This is a genomic window from Chitinispirillales bacterium ANBcel5 (assembly GCA_029688955.1).
In the GTDB taxonomy this organism is placed as follows: Bacteria; Fibrobacterota; Chitinivibrionia; order Chitinivibrionales; family Chitinispirillaceae; genus Cellulosispirillum; species Cellulosispirillum alkaliphilum.
Window position 1 is genome coordinate 14,454 of record JARUKZ010000014.1, and the last position, 20,790, is coordinate 35,243.

Annotated in this window: 12 protein-coding genes; 6 read left to right on the plus strand and 6 right to left on the minus strand. The window is 40.9% G+C overall.

The features are described from left to right. Nucleotides 1–93: 93 nt before the first annotated feature. The gene (locus QA601_09315; GenBank protein MDG5815276.1) at nt 94–3,123 is read left to right on the plus strand and encodes a hypothetical protein; all 3,030 of its coding nucleotides are present in this window, start codon (nt 94–96) and stop codon (nt 3,121–3,123) included. Nucleotides 3,124–3,142: 19 nt separating this feature from the next. Here the strand turns inward: QA601_09315 and QA601_09320 are convergent, their stop codons facing one another. Next, entirely contained in the window at nt 3,143–4,738 is a 1,596-nt protein-coding gene (locus QA601_09320; protein ID MDG5815277.1) for a hypothetical protein, read from the minus strand. Nucleotides 4,739–4,919: 181 nt separating this feature from the next. Between QA601_09320 and QA601_09325 the strand changes: the two genes are divergently transcribed. The 3 genes from QA601_09325 to QA601_09335 all read left to right on the plus strand — a co-directional run bounded on the left by QA601_09325 (nt 4,920) and on the right by QA601_09335 (nt 9,547). Beyond that, on the plus strand, nt 4,920–7,112 hold the full coding sequence (locus QA601_09325) for a transglycosylase SLT domain-containing protein (protein MDG5815278.1): 2,193 nt from the start codon (nt 4,920–4,922) through the stop codon (nt 7,110–7,112). A 152-nt stretch (nt 7,113–7,264) separates the two neighbouring features. Beyond that, a complete protein-coding gene (locus QA601_09330; protein MDG5815279.1) occupies nt 7,265–8,215 on the plus strand; it encodes a two-component regulator propeller domain-containing protein in 951 nt (316 codons plus the stop codon). Nucleotides 8,216–8,422: 207 nt separating this feature from the next. Then, nucleotides 8,423–9,547: an inositol-3-phosphate synthase gene (locus QA601_09335; GenBank protein MDG5815280.1), complete on the plus strand. Its 1,125-nt coding sequence runs from the start codon at nt 8,423–8,425 to the stop codon at nt 9,545–9,547. Nucleotides 9,548–9,653: 106 nt separating this feature from the next. On the opposite strand, the gene QA601_09340 is transcribed toward QA601_09335, so the two are convergent. Continuing rightward, complete coding sequence (locus QA601_09340) at nt 9,654–11,594, minus strand: thioredoxin family protein (GenBank protein MDG5815281.1); 1,941 nt, start codon at nt 11,592–11,594, stop codon at nt 9,654–9,656. Between the two features lie 337 nt (nt 11,595–11,931). Here QA601_09340 and QA601_09345 point away from each other — a divergent pair, with 337 nt between their 5' ends. Then, the gene (locus QA601_09345; GenBank protein ID MDG5815282.1) at nt 11,932–14,331 is read left to right on the plus strand and encodes a hypothetical protein; all 2,400 of its coding nucleotides are present in this window, start codon (nt 11,932–11,934) and stop codon (nt 14,329–14,331) included. Nucleotides 14,332–14,392: 61 nt separating this feature from the next. On the opposite strand, the gene QA601_09350 is transcribed toward QA601_09345, so the two are convergent. Further along, nucleotides 14,393–15,778, minus strand: a complete 1,386-nt coding sequence (locus tag QA601_09350; GenBank protein ID MDG5815283.1) for a hypothetical protein — start codon at nt 15,776–15,778, stop codon at nt 14,393–14,395. Next, the gene (locus QA601_09355) at nt 15,759–15,983 is read right to left on the minus strand and encodes a hypothetical protein (protein MDG5815284.1); all 225 of its coding nucleotides are present in this window, start codon (nt 15,981–15,983) and stop codon (nt 15,759–15,761) included. The genes QA601_09350 and QA601_09355 overlap by 20 nt, the downstream gene beginning before the upstream one ends. A 480-nt stretch (nt 15,984–16,463) precedes the next feature. On the opposite strand from QA601_09355, the gene QA601_09360 reads away from it, so the two are divergent. Then, a complete protein-coding gene (locus tag QA601_09360) occupies nt 16,464–19,001 on the plus strand; it encodes a SpoIIE family protein phosphatase (protein MDG5815285.1) in 2,538 nt (845 codons plus the stop codon). Between the two features lie 17 nt (nt 19,002–19,018). On the opposite strand, the gene QA601_09365 is transcribed toward QA601_09360, so the two are convergent. Together QA601_09365 and QA601_09370 are read right to left on the minus strand one after the other, a co-directional pair. Continuing rightward, the gene (locus tag QA601_09365; GenBank protein ID MDG5815286.1) at nt 19,019–20,077 is read right to left on the minus strand and encodes a hypothetical protein; all 1,059 of its coding nucleotides are present in this window, start codon (nt 20,075–20,077) and stop codon (nt 19,019–19,021) included. 53 nt (nt 20,078–20,130) lie between these two features. Next, the gene (locus QA601_09370; GenBank protein MDG5815287.1) at nt 20,131–20,631 is read right to left on the minus strand and encodes a hypothetical protein; all 501 of its coding nucleotides are present in this window, start codon (nt 20,629–20,631) and stop codon (nt 20,131–20,133) included. Between the last annotated feature and the right edge of the window lie 159 nt (nt 20,632–20,790).

Genomic DNA, 20,790 nt, shown 5'->3' on the forward strand with positions numbered 1-20,790 from the left:
AAAGAAATAAAACCGATTATAATGGCATACGATTTGTTTTTTAAAAAGGTGTGTGAGTAGAAATAAAAGAGTTTCAAAAAAGGATTGAATAGTATGTATCACAAATCAATGCTTCTGCTATGTTTTCTTTTGGCTTATTCATTTACACAAGCACAGTATTTTGGGCGAAACAAAGTACAGTATCATGTTTTCGATTTTAAAGTACTTGAAACAGAAAACATGGATGTGCATTTTTACCCTTCTCAGCAGGACGCTGCTACAGATGCTGCAAGAATGCTTGAAAGGTGGAATACACGTTTGGAAAAAATTTTCAGCAGAGGCTTGCCGGATAACCAACCGGTAATTTTATACTCAACACATGCTCACTTTCAGCAAACGAATACCATTGGAGGCATGCTGGATCAGACTACAGGTGGTGTCACTGAGGGATTGATGAACAGGGTGATCCTGCCTTTAACTGGTGTAAACAGTGATAATGATCATGTACTTGGGCATGAACTGGTTCACGCATTTCAGTTTGAGCTGATGAGGGCAAATGAAGCCGGTTTGGGGAGAATGGGTGAGTTGCCTTTATGGTTTATTGAAGGCATGGCCGAATACCTTTCCCTTGGTAGCCTGTCTCCTCATACTGCAATGTGGATGAGGGATGCTGTTTTACGAGATGATGTACCCGATTTTGAGGCCATTGGTACCCACAGACGGTATTTTCCCTATCGCTTCGGTCACGCAATTATTGCTTACATAGGAGGGGTTTGGGGTGATAGAGCAGTAGGAACTCTATATAATAATGTGTTAACGCATGGCTGGTATGGGGGCTACAGGAGAGCATTGGGTAGTCCTATCGATTCCGTTTCAAATAGATGGCGTCAATCGGCAGTTAATCATTTTGAGCCAACGCTGCAGGGGAGAGTATCGCCTTTGGATGTAGGCGAAACAGTAATTAATGACAATGCCATTAACCTTTCTCCGGTTATCAGTCCTAATGGCTCAAAGTTCGTTTTTATGTCAACTAAAGATATCTTTAGTATCGATCTGTACATTGCAGATGCAAAGAGTGGAGCGGTTGATAGAAGACTGGTTAGTTCTCAGACCGATGATCATTTCGATGCACTGAGATTTATAAACTCATCCGGTACATGGTCTCCTGATGGGGAAAAACTTGCATTTGTGGTATTTAGAGAAGGTAGAAATGATCTTGCTTTTATTGATGTAAATTCAGCCACTATAGAAACAATCGTTTCAATCGAAGAGGTAGAAGAAATTACCGGGCTGGCATGGTCTCCTGATGGAAAATACATGGCACTAAGTGGAACCATGGGAGCTGTCAGTAATTTATACCTCTATGAAATTGAAACAGATTCCATTTGGAAAATAACCGATGATAAGTTTGCTCAGATTCAGCCTGCATGGGGACCAAATGGAGACGTTATTGCCTACGCAACAGACCAGGGACCACATAGTGATTTGGAATCACTGTCCTTTGGAAAAAAGCAAATAGCATTGTTTAACATACGCACCGGTAACACAGAAGTGGTTTCTATTGCTCCGTGGGCTAAACATATAAACCCTCAATTTTCAAAAGACGGAAAAAGTCTCTTTATGATTGCAGATCCCGATGGGGTTAGTGATATATATCGTTATAGCTTTGAAAACGGGGAGTTTTACCGAGTAACCAATATTGCCACAGGAATTTCCGGTCTTACCGATCTTGCACCCGCGATGTCTTTGTCCTGGGAAACAGAGGAGATGTTACTGTCGGTGTTTACTGAAGGTGTGTATAAAATTCAACGATTAAACTCCGATGAGCTGGAAGGTGAAATTTTTAAAGAAAACCGGGAAGATTATACAAGAGTTGTTTCTTTGCCACCTCAGTTACGATCCGACTCCACGGTAGATAATTATTTGGTTGAACCTTCAGAGGGACTTGTTGATGCGTCGGAATTCACGGTAAGAAATTATACCCCACGACTGCGACTGCATCATGTTGGACAGCTTGCGGTTGGTGTTGCTGCTAATCGGTATGGAATGGGTGTAGGTGGAGGAGCAAGTTTTATCTTCAGTGATATGCTTGGGGATCATATGCTTGGATTGGGATTGCAGATAAATGGCAATATAAACGATATCGCTGCTGAAGGGCTCTATTTGTATCAAAGAAGAAGAACTAACTTTGGTCTTAATCTCAGCAGAATCCCTTATCGTTCATCATGGATTAGGGGCGAGAGGGGCAGTGAAGGTGAAGAAACGGTTGAAGTCTACGAACTGATCCAACAGCGACTTTATGAAAATCGTGCACGGTTGTTTCTTGAGTACCCGTTCTCGATAAACAGAAGGCTTGAATTCACAGGAGGGTTAACCAGATACAGCTATGATTACTCTGCAGAAGAGTATGTATTTAGGGATGGTATTTTAGATGATCAGAGAGAGGCTCAACTTGACGAGCCCCGCTCATTGAACCTGATTCAAAATTCCCTTGGGTTTGTTGGAGACTTCTCGTTCACCGGTTTTACCGGACCCTTGGCCGGAAGACGCTATCGTTATGAATTAGAGCACACAACCGGAACATTAAACTTTTTAACTGCTATAGCAGATTACCGCCAATACTTTTTTCTTAATCCATTCACAGTAGCATATCGATTTCTTCATTATGGCAGATATTTGGGAGATTCAGAATCACAGAGGCTTTCACCACTGTTTGTTGGCCTGGAAACTTGGGTAAGGGGCTATAGCTCATTTACCTACGATCTTAGGGGGTGTGGGGTAGATAATGACTATTCAGAATGTCCTGAATTCGACAGGCTGATAGGTTCAAGAGTCGGTGTGTTTAATCTTGAGTTACGACTTCCCTTAATTGGAACAGAGCAGTTTGGGATAATTAACTTTCCATATCTACCTGTAGAACTGGCTGGATTTCTTGATGGGGGGGTTGCCTGGACTGCAGATCAGAGGCCTGATTTGCGTTGGGAAACCGAAAATATTAATAATAGAGTACCAGTATTTAGTACCGGTGCAGCTGCACGAATAAATATTCTGGGGCTCCTGATTTTACAAGTTTATTACGCCCATCCATTTCAGCGCCCTGATTACGGAAGGCACTGGGGATTTGTATTCGCACCGGGTTGGTGAAATGAAACCACACCCGGGGCTACTTAAGAAAAACACCATCAACATTAAAATGAAAAGACTGAGCTCTTCCTGCTCTTATTTCCAGTTCTATGGAATCACAAACTTCAATGTTTTCTGGAAGGGCTAAGGAGATTCTTTTCCACAACGAACCAGTTGTGACCAGTGGATAACGGGGGTGGGATGCGGGTTTAAAGTCAGGGTAATTATAGTAAATCCAATCCTGCTGATCCCCTCTTAGTCTGAAAGAAAGTTTGCCTGTACCGCGAATGTACATCTGTACTGTAGACGCGTTTTTAGCTCTTTTACTGCAGAAAAAACGACACTTAGCAGCACTTACATTTCTTTGACTATGAAAACCGCTTACTTTTAAGCTGTATTTTCCCAGTTTCGCTACCGATGTATCACGTTGAACTTTGAATCGTGTGTCTGCTGATACCCATCCATCTCTACCGCTTCCAAAAACTCCTGGTACAGTTTTCAATGAGCACGGTTTATAAATTGTGGTGGAGTCAAAAGTGAAGGGGTGGCGAACAAACTGGGCTCTTACGGGAAGGTGGTCTGAGTAACCTTCTCCAACATGATACCGTTGGTTGCCCCTGAATCGCATTTGCCATCTAAAGGGAACGTCATCTCTTAAAAGTTGCCCTTCCCAGCAGAAAACTTCAAAAGAGTTACTAAGGTAGGAAAAGCCCGTAGTATTAAAAAGAGTTGGTGGAAGTAAAAAATGATCAAGAGTCTGCCCTGAACCTCTGAAAACATAACTCCGTCTTTCATTCTCGGGTAACTCAAGCCAGAGGTTGTAATGAATAAACCTCCCCATTGGCTCCACCATATCACTTGGTCTCTTATACCTTATGGTAAAACAATCGGGTGAAGTCTGAGCAGTAGAAAGTGCGTAGTTGATACCGGTTCTGCCCCTTGTATCATTAAATCCTTCTGTATGGAAGGTAGTGTGTTCATTATAGTTTGAGTTGAGGTCACCTAGTATCAAATATTCAGTGTTTTCGGGGAGGGAATTCAGTCTTTGTTTAAGTATGTTAGCTGCTTTAAGTCTACTGCTTTCTTCATTGAATTTTGAAGGCCAATGGTTGATAAACAACTTTAAACTATCCTGCTCAATCCGTACATCTGCTTCAAGTATAGAGCGATACCTGTGTGATGAACCAAAATGAACCGGATGACTTCTGAATCTGATTATTGGAAAACGGGACATCAGGGCAGTAGTAACAGCAGAAGTGGACTTTGCAACACTGAGGTAAGGGTAATGGGCACCTCTGTTTTTTAAAGTATCATTTAGTTCTCGTAATACCCTGATGTTTTCGACTTCGCATAACCCCATCAGATCTGCTTCAAGAGCTTCGATTACATCTGCTGTAAGACTAACCTTTCTTTGCTGAATTTCTTCAGTCCAGTTGAAAGCTCCTGGTCTGTATTCTCGATACTCGGTGCCATCCAGAACGAAATCAAAAAGATTTTCTACATTATAAAAAGCAACGGTAACAGTATCTGGCCACTTCCCGTCCGGGCTAAAAATAATATCTCTTTTGCGCCCATCAGTGCAATAAAACTCTATACAAATTAGTAAAATGCATAGCAAAAGCGTGCACTTCTTCATTAGCTTCTCACAAAGTCTTATTGTTTGCAGGAAAAAAGCATTACTGAGAGTTGTAAGTATATTTCTGAATATAAATGGTGCAGTTTTGCAGGCACTAAGTTTCTTGAAAAAAAACTGAACATTAATCAATTTTAATAAGTACTATGGATTTTATATAAATGTCTAAATTTAGGGGTGAAACTTGAAAGCAAAAATTGGGTTTATTACGATACTATTATTGTCTTTGAGTGTTTTCTCTGCCTTTTTGCCAGAACCGGTTAGCTGGAGCGGCATATCACATATCAGAGAAGGAAGGTTTGAGCAGGCACTTGAGGAGGCCAAAAAAGACAGTTTGGTTGCGGACTCATCTTTTCACTTTTTCAAAAAAGGGATACTTTATGCTAACATGAATAATTTTGAGAAGGCATTAGAACATCTTGAGTTTGTGGTATCCCAGGATGGTGATTTGGTGCCACTTGCACATGAGCTGATTGCAACTATCAAAGCAGAAAAAGGGGATGTAGAGTCTGCGCTGACCTCTTACGGAGCAGTATTAAGCTATTCACTGCCGGAGCGGTTTCGGTTTCAGGTGTTTGAACAGGTACATAAATTAGTTAGCCAGGATTCCTTAAAGTCTGATGAATCTTGGTTTCGTGACTATAAGGCCTGGGCATCAGAGTACGAAAAAGTAGATGCTGAAAAGTTTAGAAATAGATATCTTTCGTTAGCAGATAAGGAAAAATGGGAAGAACTAAACACTCTGATTAATTCCTCATTACCTAATCTAAGTAATCGGGAAGTATGCAGGCTAATAGCCGATCTGTTTGTGGGTGAGGGGAGTATTAACTCAGAATTATCTACAGAGCTTATATTCTCATTGGCTCAAAGGGCTCACCGCTGCCAAAGTCATGCTACAGCAGATCGTCTGCTCTCAGATGCACGCAAACGGAGCGATTTTACGGATGTTGTTTCAGGGTCTCAGGCTTTACGTCTGGAGGCAGATATCGCCTACTCAAGAGCCCAGTACCAACGCTCTGCAGATCTCTATTCTCAATACGACAGGCGCTTTGGCAACAAATCTGAAATAATAATGCAGATTGCCCGTTCTCATCGGCGCTTGGGTGATCACCAGACCGCTAATCGCTGGTATGACCGCCACCTTGAGCTTTATCCGGCAAGCGCAAGCTCCGGGGAGATCCTTTGGTTAAGAGCCTGGCAGAGCGAAGAAGCAAATGATTTTGCCAAAGCTGCATCTTATTACAGGAGAATAATTTCCAGATCAAGTGGCAGAAGGGTTCATGAGTCACATATCCGTCTTGCCTTGACTCATTATCGTGTGGGAGAGTATGAAAGCGCACTCTCAGTTTTAAGAACTTTTCAGCGTCAGTTTCCCTCCTCAACAATGCGCTGGGCCGCTATGTTTTGGCAGGGTAAAAACCTACTTGCCTTAGATCTTGATGAAGAGGCATCAAAAGTATTTAGAGATTTAATCAGGCTTGATCCTGCCGACTATTATGCTCACAGAGCTCGTCAGATATTAGATGAGCAAGGGGAGGTAGTAAGTGATTTAACGTTTCACCCTGCTGCTGACTTTGAAGATGTGCGAACATGGCTTGATAAGATATCGCCTTCCGGGAAAAAAACACTGTCCAGGGAAGATAGCACCAATTTGCGTCTGGGTGCTATGCTAATAATGATGGGGCGGGCAGAGGATGCAGTTCATTTTCTAAGGGAGATGGAGGTTAACTATCATAGAAACCTGAGTCTGCAGTTTGAGTTGGCTACTATGTTTTCGATGGGCGGTGCTGAGGCTCAGGCTTTTAGTGTAGCAAGAAGGCTTGCCTGGCGTATCCCGGTGGAGCACAGAGAAAAATTACCCGTAGCGGTATATAATATAATGTACCCTGCCTTTTTCTCCGATAGGATTGTTGAATATTCAGAGTATTTTGATGTTGATCCCTTACTGGTGAGCGCTGTGATGCGTCAGGAGAGTATCTTTGACTATCAAATTGTTTCACCTGCCGGTGCAATTGGGTTAATGCAGATTATGCCGGCAACAGGGGAGTTAATAGCGGGTAATCTTGAGGAAGAGTTTGAAGTGGATTACCTGTACAATCCTGATTTAAACATACGCTTTGGCACCTATTATATCAGAAAACGTCTAAATGACTTTGATAACAGTATCCCTCTTATGCTCGCTTCTTATAATGCTGGGCCAAATAATGCCAGGAGGTGGAAAAATCGCAGCGGAGATTCAGAGTACGATCTTTTCATTGAGGATATAGGATTTACCGAGACAAGAAATTATATCAAAAAGGTTCTTGGTAATTACTGGACGTACCAACAACTGGTCCAGGCACCTGAATACCTCTACTCTGGATTTATAACTGAATGATTTAAATTTTGTTATTTGTAGGTAGACACTACTGTTTTGAGCACCCGAACTTGCGTTTGGGTGCTCAAAGCTCTTATATTTCTAATTATTTTTCCATTTTCTTTATATGTTCTAACAGGGCGGCTTCAAAGTTATACCATGAGGAGGTTTTTATGTTGAAGCGTTTAATTCCGGTCCTTGCCTTGAGTGCTATTTTTTCTGTTCAGGGCGATGAGGTAGTAGCTGACTCAATATCCTATGAAACACCAGTTGAATGGCAGATTTTTTCAGCCCCACTCCCCGTAAATACATTCGCTCTTCAGGGGCAGACCCTATGGTATGCTACTGATGAAGAAGTTGTTGCACAACCGTTGAGACAACAGCGGGTTCAAAATTATACCCAATTAGGTTCGGTTACAGGGGTTGGGGTGACCTCAATTGTGACTGATGCTTCCGGGAATGTTTGGTTTGGGAGCCCCGAAGGAGTAGCTGTAAGAAGAGGTAACTCGTTTAGCTCATACACAGAAGAAGACGGGCTTCCTGGAAACAATGTACTATCGGTGGCTGCTGCCCCTAATGGCGGGGTCTGGGTCGGTACAGAATCCGGGGCTGCACTATATAGTAATGGTAGCTGGCAAGCTTTTACCACTGAGGACGGACTTGCAGGTGATAAAGTTCAGGCACTGGTGGTGGACAGCAAAGGCACTGTATGGTTTGGTACTAACAGAGGAATTTCTGAGTACAATGGTACTTCCTGGACAACTCATGATATGAGAAGTGGTCTAAGCTGGAATGACACAAAGGCGCTGGGGTATGATGAGCGCAGAGGCGTTGTTTGGGCAGCCGTTGGTGAACGAGATGTGAATAGCTTTGATGGCAATGAATGGCGTGTCTTTATGGGAATAGAACCAGATATCACTTCTATTATGGTAGATACCAGTGGTAGAGTATGGTTTGGGACCAGGACTGGCTTGTTGCGTTTTAATGGGGAGATTTGGGTTGATGATATTGCTCGTTTAGGTCCCCCGGTTGCACAGGTGTTTGGCATGCACATGGATCAGAGCGGCAATCTTTGGTTTGCTATGGAATCTGGTGTCCTGCGTTATTCAAACCCTTATCGGTAAGCTCTGCTATGGCATGATAATTGCGACCGACAATTCTACTCTGGTTTAATTACCACGCCTGAAAAGCCCATTAGGTGATTTTTCTGAAATTAAGAGGCCGTCTGTTCTTAAATTCCGGAAAATACTGATGGGCTTTTGATAATAGAACCAACTTAAAGGCGATAACACATTAACATTCAATTGATCTCCAGGGAGGAGTTGCATCGTATGGAAAGAATCAAAGTCGCGGTTGTGGGGGTTGGGAATTGTGTAAGTTCTCTTTTGCAGGGAATAGAATATTATCGTCAAAAAAGTGCTGAAGAGGCCATCGGCTTGATGCACTGGGATATTGGTGGTTATACCCCCGATAGTATCGAAGTTGTAGCCGCTTTTGACATCGATAAGCGTAAGGTAGGGCTTGATATAAATGATGCGATCTTTGCCAAACCCAACTGCACTACGGTGTTTTGCCCTGATATGCCCAAAACCGGCGTGAAGGTGCAAATGGGCGCTGTGCTTGATGGCTATTCGCAACATATGAAAAATTATGATGAAAATGATACTTTTGTGCTTAGCGATTCTCCTCAGAAAGATTGTGATGCAGTAGTTAAAAGCCTTAAAGATTCCGGTGCTGAAATAATGCTTAACTATTTGCCCGTGGGATCTGAAGAGGCTACCAGATTTTATGCCCAGTGTGCACTGGATGCAAAAGTTGCTTTTGTAAATAACATTCCCGTGTTTATAGCCAGTGATCCTGTTTGGGCTAAAAAGTTTGAACAGCACAACCTCCCCTTAATTGGTGATGATATTAAAGCCCAGCTTGGTGCAACTATTACCCACCGCACACTTACAGATTTGTTCAAAAAACGTGGTGTAAAGCTAGAACGAACCTATCAACTCAATACTGGTGGGAACACCGATTTTTTGAATATGCTTAACAAAAATCGGTTAAAATCAAAGAAAAAATCTAAAACTGAAGCGGTGCAGGCTGTTACCGCACAAAGGCTTGAAGATCGGGATATTCACGTAGGGCCATCAGACTATGTTCCATGGCAAAACGACCAGAAAATCTGTTTTATCCGTATGGAGGGAAAGCTTTTTGGTGATGTTCCCATGAACATGGAACTACGACTCTCAGTAGAGGATTCACCTAATTCTGCAGGGGTTGCCATAGATTCTATCCGTTGCTGTAAATTGGCTCTGAATGCCGGACTGGGTGGAGTTCTGTATCCCCCTTCTTCCTACTTTTGCAAACATCCACCACGTCAGTGTACCGATGAAGAAGCTCACAGAAGGGTTGAAGAGTTTATAAAAGAATACAGTGTCCAGCCGGTGGAATCAATTAAAGCGTGATTTCATAACTTATGGCCGGAAATACTCTTACTTTCGGCCATAATTAACGCAATAGGGTTTTAATAAAAGTAAATAAGAGTTTCACAAAACCTGTTCTTTTTCATAATTAAAGATCATTAAGAATTTCTAAGAAATTGTCTTTATTTATTATGTCTCGTAAAATTATGGGTTCCTGAGGTGAACTGGCTGGAAAAACCGCAAGAAAGGGTATGCTTCTTGAACCAAGATGGTGCAAAAGTTCTTCAGCACGTGGGTTTGATCTTGTAATATCCGCACTTAAAAGTACCACATTCTTTTCCCTGAAAAGCTGTTTTACCTCCTCTGTTTCAAATACCATTATTTTATTGAGTCTGCAGTTCATACACCAGTCTGCCGTAAAATTAACTATTACGTTTTTGTTAGACTCATGGGCTTCAATTAACCTTGATGGTGTGAAATCTACCCATTGCTCACCAATCAATTCATCCAATGATACAGTGGTATAGGGTTGGGGGGTATCTGGGGTGTCGGATACACCCATCGATTTAAATGAAATATTGATTCCGAGTATAATTATAAGTAAACTGAAAGCTGCCGTTTTAGCCTTTCTGCTTGCGCTTGCACTAAATGGAGCAAATCTCCTGTATATAAGTACCGAAAACGCAAGTACAGTGCATAAAATAACAACGCTTATAATCATTTCAGAAGGTAAGGTTGTCATAAGGTAAATGGCAAAGCCAAGCAGGAAAAAGCCCATAAGATGTTTAAAATCCTGCATCCATCTTCCGGGCTTTGGTAATATTTTTACCAAAGACTTAATAGAAGAAAGAAGTATGTAGGGAAGAGCCATTCCTACACCTATTGTAAGAAAAATTAAGAATATAAGCAGTGTTGGTTGAAGCAGTGCCCACGCCAGAACAGCTCCAAGAAAAGGACCACCGCATGGGGTGGCAAGCACAGTGGCCATCATACCCTTAAAAAAATCACTACTTTTGCCGCCACCCTGCCCTAAATTGGTTATCGAAGGAGGCAGTAAAATCGTGTAAAGGTCAAACATACCCAGCGCAAAAAGAAAAACAAAAGCTATAATAACGGCAACTATCTTTGGATTCTGAAATTGCTCTCCCCAGGAAAAGCCGGCAAAAGAAGCAAGTGAGGCAAGTAACAAAAAGACGAAAATAATTCCAGCTGAAAATGATATGCTTCGCTTTATGGTTTCTTTGCGATTTTCACTTGCACCCTGTGATAGCGAGAGCGCTTTCATACCGAGAAGAGGAAATACACACGGGGTTATATTCAGCGCTATCCCCGCAAGAAAAGAGAATAACAGTGCGATGATAAGATTAAAATCTCTTCTGTTTTCAACTGGAGTGTATGACCATTCATGAGGGGGGGCTGTTTCTGTTTCAACAGCATCATTTTCGACAAAAGCATCTAATCCTTCAAGAGAAAGAGATAGTTGTGTCTGACCTGGTGATGGTTGAATAGCTGCTTGTTGGTCCGCTGTTTTAAAATCCATCGTAACAGCTTCTTTATATCGGGAGATACTTGAAGGGGTATTTGAAAACCGCTCAGGGCTACTGTGCTGTTTAACACCAAAATTAAACTTGGCGGTACCTTTTACCGGGACACAGGCCTTATCGCAAATAAGGGCATCTATGGTAACTGAACCTTCAATCATTCCCAGAAAATCGGGCTCTATAACTCCTTTTAGAAAAAAGAATGCAGTGTTTTCGTATGCCCAGACCCAATCTCCAACGGGTGGATGAAACTTTTCCGGCTTATCACTTTTTACTTCGACCCAGTGTATTCCTTCACTTTGACTAACAGAAAATTCCAGAGGTCTGCCGATTCCAGGACCTAAGGGATTTGCATATAGATAGTGATTTGGTGGGATAGAGACTTTAACTGAAACAATAGCGGTATCTAAGCTACTGTAGTGAGCTCTGTCCGGGGATATCGATACTTCTATTTGCTCCCCCGTAGCGTAAAAGGAGACATTTAGAAGCAAAAGCAGTGTGGTAACAAACAGTGATTTAAGATACATCGAATCTACTCTCGTTTTCATGATTCAAAAATCTTTAAGAGGTCTGAGGTCTGTTTTACCTCAATTTTTTTGTATAGAGCTGAAAACAAACTTCGTACTGGAATATATAAAAATTTTTACCCTTTTGGGGATGGTATGGTGCTAAAAATACAAAAATCATATTTGAGGCAAATCAGTGTGATGTAAGTGTGCAAAAATCTAAGATCTTTGGTTTGTGTTTAGTGCTAAAGGTGGAAAAAACGTCAAAATCTTCGGTATTTATACGAATCGGCCTATTAAATATATATATTATGCTATTACTGTAAATTATCTGGTACTAAATTTTTGGCCCATGGTTCATAGAAAGGACCGATAGACTATGAAATATGGTTATTTTGACGATGCAGCACGAGAGTATATAATTACTAATCCAAAGACACCGGTAAAATGGATAAATTATATCGGTACCCTCTCTTTTGGTGGGTTTGTAGACCATACTGGTGGGGCGTTGATCTGCAAAGGAGATCCTTCGCTTAACAGGATCACCAAATACATTCAGCAGATGCCAGCATCTGAATTCAAGGGAGAAACTCTTTATATAAGAATCAAAAAGGGTAACAGCTATAAAGTTTTTTCTCCTTTCTTTGTGCCTACGCTCGATGATTATGACAAATACGAGTGCCATGTGGGAATGGGATACAGTCGTATAGTATCAGAGTACTATGGGATTAGAACCGAGTGCACAGTTTTTGTTCCGCTTGATGGGGAAGTTGAAATCAGAGATATCCGTATTACAAATATTTCTGATACCCCTCAGGAGATTGATCTTATTCCCGTAGTAGAATATACTCATTTCGATGCCGTAAAACAGCTTACCAATGCTGACTGGGTACCTCAAACCATGCAGTCACGGTGCTTCTCTAATGCCGATAACCAGCGTGTTTTGATTCAATATGCTTTTATGAACAGAGACAGACAAATTAATTACTTCACCTCTGATACTGCGGCTTCGTCTTTTGAAACTGATAGAGCAAAATTTTTGGGTGATAACGAGTATGGAACATGGGCTAACCCGCTCTCTCTTCAAAATGACGAATTAAGTAACTATCAGGCTCATCGTGGTGACAACGTAGCTGTGCTGCTTCACCATTTGGGTGTACTGAAGCCCTGGGAGCAGAAAAGAGTAATAACTCAGCTGGGACAGGATGAAAATATGCTCAAGGCTAAGGATACCATTGAGCGTTACCGCAAAAAGGATGAAGTTGATAAGGCGTTTAAAGATCTTAAAGAATTTTGGCATAAATATCTTTCACAATATCAGGCTCATACACCGGATGCAGCCTTTAACAGCATGTTTAATGTACATAACCCCCGCCAGTGTTTCATTACCTACAACTGGTCTCGCTATCTCTCCTACTACCAACTTGGGCTGGGTACAAGAGGGCTTGGATTTCGCGACAGCTCTCAGGATATAATGGGTGTTGTAGATCACATGCCCGAAAAGGCAAAAGAGCTTATAGTTAAACTGCTTTCAGTTCAGAATAAAAATGGCTCTGCGATGCATCAGTTTAACCCAATGAGTATGGAAGCTACCAATGGTGATGCTCATGAGATGCCCGATCGCCCACAGTACTATGGTGATGATCATCTTTGGATTGTCCTTGCAGTAACTGCATATGTTAAAGAAACCGGCGATATGGATTTTCTCGAACAATCGGTGCAGTATTATGATGGAGCCGAGAATGAAGCTACTTCGGTTAAAGAACACCTTTATCGTTCGCTTCAGTTCACCAAAAGCAATATAGGAGAACATGGGCTTCCATTGCTTGGTTTTGCTGACTGGAATGATTGTGTGAATCTTCCCACTGGCGCTGAGTCTATCTTCAACGCATGCCTCTATGGAAGGGCTCTTCTTGAGATGGTAGAGCTTGAAGAACATCTTGGAATAAAGGAAAAAGCAGACCAGTATAAAAAGGACTATGAGCTCATAGAAAAAAGGTTAAATGAAACCGCCTGGGACGGTGAATGGTATGTAAGATATTTTGATCATGACGGCACACCTTTAGGATCAAAAGAAAACAGCCATGGGCAAATCTATCTTAATGCTCAGTCCTGGCCTGTGTATGCTCAGTATGCCCCTAAAGATCGTGCGAGGACTGCGCTTGATTCTGCAAGAAGCAAACTCAATACTTCAAATGGAATCAAATTGAGCACCCCGGGATTTAACGGCTATGATCCATCAAAGGGTGGAATCACCACCTATCCTCCCGGAGCAAAGGAAAATGGCGGAATATTCCTCCATACTAACCCCTGGGTTATGATAGCTGAAGCGATCGTTGGTAACGGGGAGCATGCCTACGAGTACTATAATCAAATCAATCCGGCAGCGAAAAATGACGTAATTGATGAGTATGAGTGTGAGCCTTACGTATATCCGCAGAACATTCTTGGAGATGAACACCCGCAGTTTGGACTTGCAAGAAACTCCTGGCTATCGGGAACATCATCCTGGACCTATCAGGCGGCAAGTAAGTATATACTGGGTCTGAAACCTCGCTACAATGGCTTGGAAATCAACCCATGTATCCCATCAAAATGGGATGAAATCTCAATAGAGCGTCTTTTCCGTAATGCTACCTACAAAATCACAATCCATAACCCTAAGGGAGTATGCAAGGGGGTAAAGAAGGTTGTTGTAGATGGAAAAGAGATCGATTCGCAGATAGTGCCCATATTTGAAGACAACAAGACACATGAAGTAAGTGTTACAATGGGATAATAAGTTTTTCAGGTGGCCGGGATATTTTCCCGGTCATCACTCATTATTCAACCTGCCTGTTTTAAATCCTCTCCATTAAATATAACGTTCTCAAACTTTCCCTTAGCTGATAGATATTACCTATTTTAAAGTGTTGCATAAATGAGTGCTCAAAATTTGGTTGTGAGTACCATTCAAAAGAATCGAAGCGGGTGCAAAGTAGTTGCTTGACCTGAGGATCTGATACAGGAACAAACTCTATGATTAATACTTTACACAGTTTGGAGAAATACTGTGCAATCATTTCAAAGGGAACATTATTACCGATAGCTATATGATGTACAAGGGCTAAAGCAAGCATGCAATCTGCAGGCCCACGCTGCTCAAGGCTCTTGTGTTCTTTATTGGCCCACCCTGATGGCGGACTGGGATTAGTTAATTCTGCTACTAAAGGAAGTACGCCCCTTATGTTTTTTGCCTTATTAAGAGTATGATTTTTATCAATCACCGAATGGTCACTATCAAAAGCAGTAACCAAAATACCTTTGTCCTGGGCAAGTCTACTGAATGTTCCGTCATTACAACCTAAATCCCACAGCGTGGCAGGCTTGGTCTGATCAAGATAATTTGAAATCACCTCCTTTTTCTCTGAAAAAGAAGATTGTGAATAGGAAAAATGTGAGTAATATTCTATCCAGGTCTTATTAGCAGGCGGAGAGGGCATTTTGGAGATTATTCCTTTAAGATGGGCGATCATACCTGAAAGTGAGCGGGTTGGAAGTGCTTTCTTCTGTTTGGAAGGCTTTTGTGTACGGTATCTCATTTGAAGTTTCGCATGTAGATGAATATGCAAAAAAATAGATGGGCTAAGCCAGGTAGAGAAGGGGAGAAGTTTGCTTGTAAGGTCGACAGGAATACCATCTACATTGGACTGCAGCAGCTGTACCATGCGTGGATCTTTATGAGACATAAGTAAAAGTGGCGCCAGAAAGTGCTGGCAAAACTGGCGATACCCAACCCAGGGATCGCCAGCTTTGTATGAATCAAAGGAGAGTGTATCGATAAAAACTGCTTTGCCCTTAAAAAATTGAATATTATAAGCACTGCAGTCTTTAAGGATCATAGAATGTTTGATTGAGTGTTCTAAAATTTCAAGAGTGCATAATGCCGCATCTTTAAGTTGGTTAAAACACCATTCGTAAGGGTAGGAGATGAAAGGTAAAGTATATGGTTTTATTATAAGGTGAGATGAATTTGGATGAAATGGATCGATATCAACCTGTTTGTGTCTTATCAGTAGCTCCTGTTTCGCTAAAACCTCATACAATCCGGAGCTTAACAGGTAGTTGTATTGATGCCTGTACTGTTTATTAATCTGTCGATACAGTATGCCGTTTCTTGAGAAGACAAAACCAGCAGGATCCCTGAAGGATGATTCAACCCTACCCTCAATCATTTTGAAATTCACTTCTTACTCTTTGACGTTTTGGCTTTCGTAGTACTAAAAGGATTTTTTTCCAATAAATTTTTACTGCATAAAGAACACCAAAAAATGAAGCTAAAATAATTTGCAGAACATAACTGCCGGTTCCCATATCAATATAACTGTAAACTGGTGAGAAAAAACCGGTAAAAAAAAGCATTGCCAACAATAATTCTGAAATGTATTTCACATTACCTCCAGGTAAATTGGACTGTTTCAGTTAACTACTACGTATAGTAGCAAAGTGAATGCCCAATGCAATTGAATGTGTTTTTTTCCCGATTCAAAACTATTTAACAACATACACTGATTAAGAAAAAAGGTTTCCAAATGGTTGAAACAAAAGGATATAGAAATCAAATAAAGGGAGGAATGTTCATTTATAATGAACTTATTTTTAAACAAGGGTCACTAAAATTTTTGAAAACTTCGGAGCTGTTCGGGTCAGCCCCCCCAATTTAACTGCCCGAACGGTTTCCGTTTTTTTATGTATCTCCCCGCTAATCCTGTGAATTCCTCCCCCTCCCCTGCTTATAACAACGACAAAAGGATGACATTTATGGCCGTTATAAAAAAAAACTGAAACATTACTACTGTTATTGGAAAAAAAATTCGACCTTTATGTATTATTATAGTACTTTTTAATAGGACCTCTGAAAACTGGAAGGATATGAAGAACTCAAGAAAAACGATTTGCTTGCTTATTGAAGGTCTTGGTGGTTTGTACTACTCTCAAATCTGGCCAGGTATTTCTGATGGTGCGCGGTCTTATGATGCTAACCTGATCTGCTATGAGGGTGGGACACTGCGCATATCACCCTGGAACCCTTATGAGTTTCAGTCTAATATGATTTATAATCATATACCGGTCGAAAACATCGATGGCCTTATTATATCTGGAACTTTGAAAAATTTCATATCCGATAGAGAGTTTTCGCTTTTTTTAGAGCGATTCAACAGAATTCCTATCGTTACCCTGGCCCCTACTCTTGAAGATATCCCCGCTGTTTTAATCGATAACTCCTCTGGTGTAAGGAGTGTAATATCGCATCTGGTTACAGTTCACGGTCACAACAGGTTCGCCTTTATCGGTGGTCCTCAGGGTAATGTGGATGCTTCTCAGCGACAGGAGCTTTTTCAGAAGATCATGTTTGAATATGGACTTGAAGGGGGAAGCGACAGGGTAATTGCTGAAGATTTTAGCAGAGAGGGGGGCGGGCGTGCTGCAAAGAAATTTTTACAACGTGGAATATCTTTTGATGCACTGATTGCCGTAAATGATGAATCTGCGTTGGGTGCTATTGCTGCTCTGCAGGAATCGGGTATAAGGGTTCCTGAAGATGTTGCTGTCGCCGGCTTTGATGGAATCGAAGAGGGGGAACTAACCACACCACCTCTTACTACCGTAAGGCAGCCATTCTATGAAATCGGTAAATCTGCTGTGGATATACTTACTACGCTTATTGAGGGTGGAAGTGTTCCAATGCGTACAGTGCTTGATGCACCTTTGGTAATACGCCAGTCGTGTGGATGTTTTATTAACCCTCAGCACTCCTTAAACATCATTCATAGTGATTTACCTGACCCAGTAGGGATCGAAACACATGAGGAAAAATGTGAGTGGCTAATCAATTCATTGAAAATGTTTGAACCCTTGATTGAGGAAAAAATTGGCTCAGGGGATGAGCTTAAACGACTCGTCGAAGCGTTTATCGATGAGGTGGAAAATGATAGTGATGGAGTTTTCTTACCTGCTTTAAACAGAGTAGTCAGGACAATTGTTTTGGCAGGAGAAGATGCTTTGCAGTGGCAGAAAATACTGGCTGCTATGAGGCGATTTGTGGGTACTTTGGTTGGTGATAAGCTAAAAAGGGCTGATTTGCTTCTGCATGATGCCTACAACTTATTCAGTGAAGCTGCTGTGCGGGTGCAAACACATAAACGTCTCATTGAAGAACAACAGGCTGCACTTCTGCGCTCCGCAGGGCAGGCAATTGCTAACTCCTTTGACATTCCTACTTTGAGCAAAGCAATAGAACGTGAATTTCCCAAAATAGGAATAGATGAGTTTTATCTCTCATTATATGACAAAAACAGTGAAAATTTTAATACCTCCAACACTATTTTTGCTCTCAAAGACGGAAAGAAAAGTCCACTTCCCAAAAATATCAGCTTCAGTAGCAGGGAATTACTGCCCGGGGGATTAAAAAAACTCAGTGCTCCGTGGCAACTGGTCATTCAACCTCTATACTTCAAACATGAACAACTGGGGTTTGCACTGTTTAGATCAACGTGCTGTAAGGGTTTTGTTTTTCACATATTAAGCCAGCACCTTTGTGGAGCATTGCAAGGCGCATTGCTCATGAAAAAAGTTCAGGAACAGGCCATTACCCTTGAGCAGACAAATCAACAGCTTCAAAAGTTACGGGAGCAGGAACATGCTTATCTGGAAGCAATAAAACGGGAGCTAGAGCTGGGAAGAAAAATTCAGTCCTCTTTTCTCCCTGACTCATTGCCGCAGATAAAAGGATGGCAATCCAAAGCGCTGTTTTTACCTGCAAGAGAAGTTTCCGGTGATTTTTATGATGCATTTATGTTAAAAGATGGTCGGGCTGCCTATGTTATTGCCGACGTTTCGGGAAAGGATGTAAGTGCTGCACTATTTATGTCTCTTATCAGGACTCTTATCAGGGCTTTTACAGAGCAATCAGCAGAGAGCATCAAAGATCCCCTTAGTGCAGTCGATTTCGCCAACAAATATATCGCACTTCATCACCACACCGGAACAGGACGGTTTATGTATGCAACCATGTTCTTTGCTGTAGTTGATCCAAAAACTGGCGAGGTGATCTATATTAATGCTGGTCATAATCCCCCAGCTTTGCTTAGAGCAAATGGAGAGATTAAAAAGTGGCTTGATCCAACAGGACCGGCTGTGGGTATCTCTGATGAGCTTGATTTTAATCAGGAGAAGCTAACATTAAACCACGGAGAAATGATCCTCTTATATACTGATGGAGTTATTGAAGCACGAAATGCAAATGGCGAGTTTTTCACCAAAACAAAATTTTCAAAACTGATTAACAGACCCTATGCTTCTGCTTGTGAGATTATTGAAAAAGTCGAAGAAACTCTGAGTGAGCATAGCGAGGGTACTGTTCCCTATGATGATATTACAATGCTTGCTCTGCGTAGGGAAAAGCAGTAGGAAATAAATAAATGAGGTTACTGAGGTGAAAGGTCTATTTTCGTTGAAATATAGGGGATAAGATCTTTGCAGGATAACACACCTGCAAGATTTCCAAAATTATCTGTTACTACTACACATCCCTTTTGAAGATTTTTCATTAGCACTAATGCATCAACAACATCACTGTTAATGCTTAAACTATTGCAATCATCGCAGTTTACTGCTATTTCAGAAATTTTCTTTTCTTCCCAAAGCATCTCCGGTATTGAATTAAAACTTGAAATGTCTACTTGTTTCAATAGTGAACCTGCAACATTTACTGGAAAAGTTTCAAAATGATACTTGGAAAGATATTCTTTTTTAAAAAAACTCAGTGAAACAGACCCAGGGACAATAATGGGATTACGCCTCATATATTTCTGGACCTTTTCTCCTCTAAAAAAATCCTGTAATTTTTTTGTTTGGTATGAATTATAAAGAGAACTGTTTTGGAGTATAGCTATTATCAGGGTCCATAAACCAAAAATAAATCGACCTTTAAGTAGCAGAGCAATACCTGAGGTAAAAAGAACAAGGCTGGTTATAGTACCCGCCCAAAAAAGCAACTCAACGTTACCCCTCTTTTTTTTCAAATAGTTGTGGAGTAGATGGCTCAGATCCATTGGGGGTATTGGAATCAGGTTTATCACTGCTAAAAAAAAGTTGAAATAAATTATACAGGTTATAATAGTTGACAAAGCAGAGTTTGTAATCTGCACTGAAGGAACTAAAAAAAATAAAGATAGGAACAGCGCAAAAAGGAAATTAAAGAGTGGGCCGGAGAGAACGGTTAAAAGGTCATAGGGGTTATATGGATTTTGACCGGTACTACCAAAAAGGTAAATGGTACGTTTGGGCCACTCACCTGCTTTAAGGACAGAAACGAGCATATGGCCGCTTTCATGAATCATTACAGAAAAAAGAATACCACATGTTGCTAAAATACTATAACCCCATAGATGTGACAGCTTAAATTCATGAGGTGAAAGATTGATTAGAAATTGTGTGAAACTCCAGCTAAATAGAGGGAAAAGAAACAGCCAACTTTTATCCATTAAAAACGGCAAGTGCAGCAGATTAAAAATGAACTTCTTAGGTTGACAATATGTTAAACACACAAAGCTTTGGCATTGGGTAGTTTGTTGTATACTATTTCTTTTTCTTTATGTTCATGTTGAGATGTTATAAAATCTTTGCTGGTTTCCAAAACATCTCGTAACATTTGTTTGGCTATTTCAGAGAGAAAAATCAAGAGTTCTCTGGTCTGCTTATCTTCTTCAAATATTGCAAGATCATTATACAGCTTTATATCTTTTTGGATTAATTTTTTAGCAACTGAGCAGATTTGGTCTGTTTGCAAGCAAAAAAGAGGAAAATTAAATTGTTTAAGTTCTCCTTGTTTGTACTCTTTGAGATCACTGTAATTGTGTAGAGCGGATTTGAGATTAGTTTTCACATACAGTTCTCGGCTTTTGGCTGCAAGATAGTAAAGAAAACGCCGGTTAATTGTATTGTGGCAAAGCTTAGCTTGTATTTCATAAAAATGGGTATTTTCAGTTGAACGTTGTAGTGCAAAACTTAGAAAGTCTTTATAGCGTTCGTTAGGCATACTTTTCTCCGGTTAAATAGAGTTACTAGATACTTTAGCGAAATTCTACTTAGCATGGTACAATTAAGCAAAGATTATGCCGGTTAAATAATGCTTAGAGTGGGCGAAAATAAAAATAACCCTCCTGCTTTTCGGAGGGTTATTTTTTAAAATAGGAAT

Bases quoted from the DNA above. Each gene is read 5' to 3' on its own strand.
- QA601_09315 (MDG5815276.1), top strand. From the start codon at position 94: ATGTATCACAAATCAATGCTTCTGCTATGTTTTCTTTTGGCTTATTCA.
- QA601_09320 (MDG5815277.1), bottom strand. From the start codon at position 4,738: ATGAAGAAGTGCACGCTTTTGCTATGCATTTTACTAATTTGTATAGAG.
- QA601_09330 (MDG5815279.1), top strand. From the start codon at position 7,265: ATGTTGAAGCGTTTAATTCCGGTCCTTGCCTTGAGTGCTATTTTTTCT.
- QA601_09335 (MDG5815280.1), top strand. From the start codon at position 8,423: ATGGAAAGAATCAAAGTCGCGGTTGTGGGGGTTGGGAATTGTGTAAGT.
- QA601_09340 (MDG5815281.1), bottom strand. From the start codon at position 11,594: ATGAAAACGAGAGTAGATTCGATGTATCTTAAATCACTGTTTGTTACC.
- QA601_09345 (MDG5815282.1), top strand. From the start codon at position 11,932: ATGAAATATGGTTATTTTGACGATGCAGCACGAGAGTATATAATTACT.
- QA601_09360 (MDG5815285.1), top strand. From the start codon at position 16,464: ATGAAGAACTCAAGAAAAACGATTTGCTTGCTTATTGAAGGTCTTGGT.
- QA601_09365 (MDG5815286.1), bottom strand. From the start codon at position 20,077: ATGGATAAAAGTTGGCTGTTTCTTTTCCCTCTATTTAGCTGGAGTTTC.
- QA601_09370 (MDG5815287.1), bottom strand. From the start codon at position 20,631: ATGCCTAACGAACGCTATAAAGACTTTCTAAGTTTTGCACTACAACGT.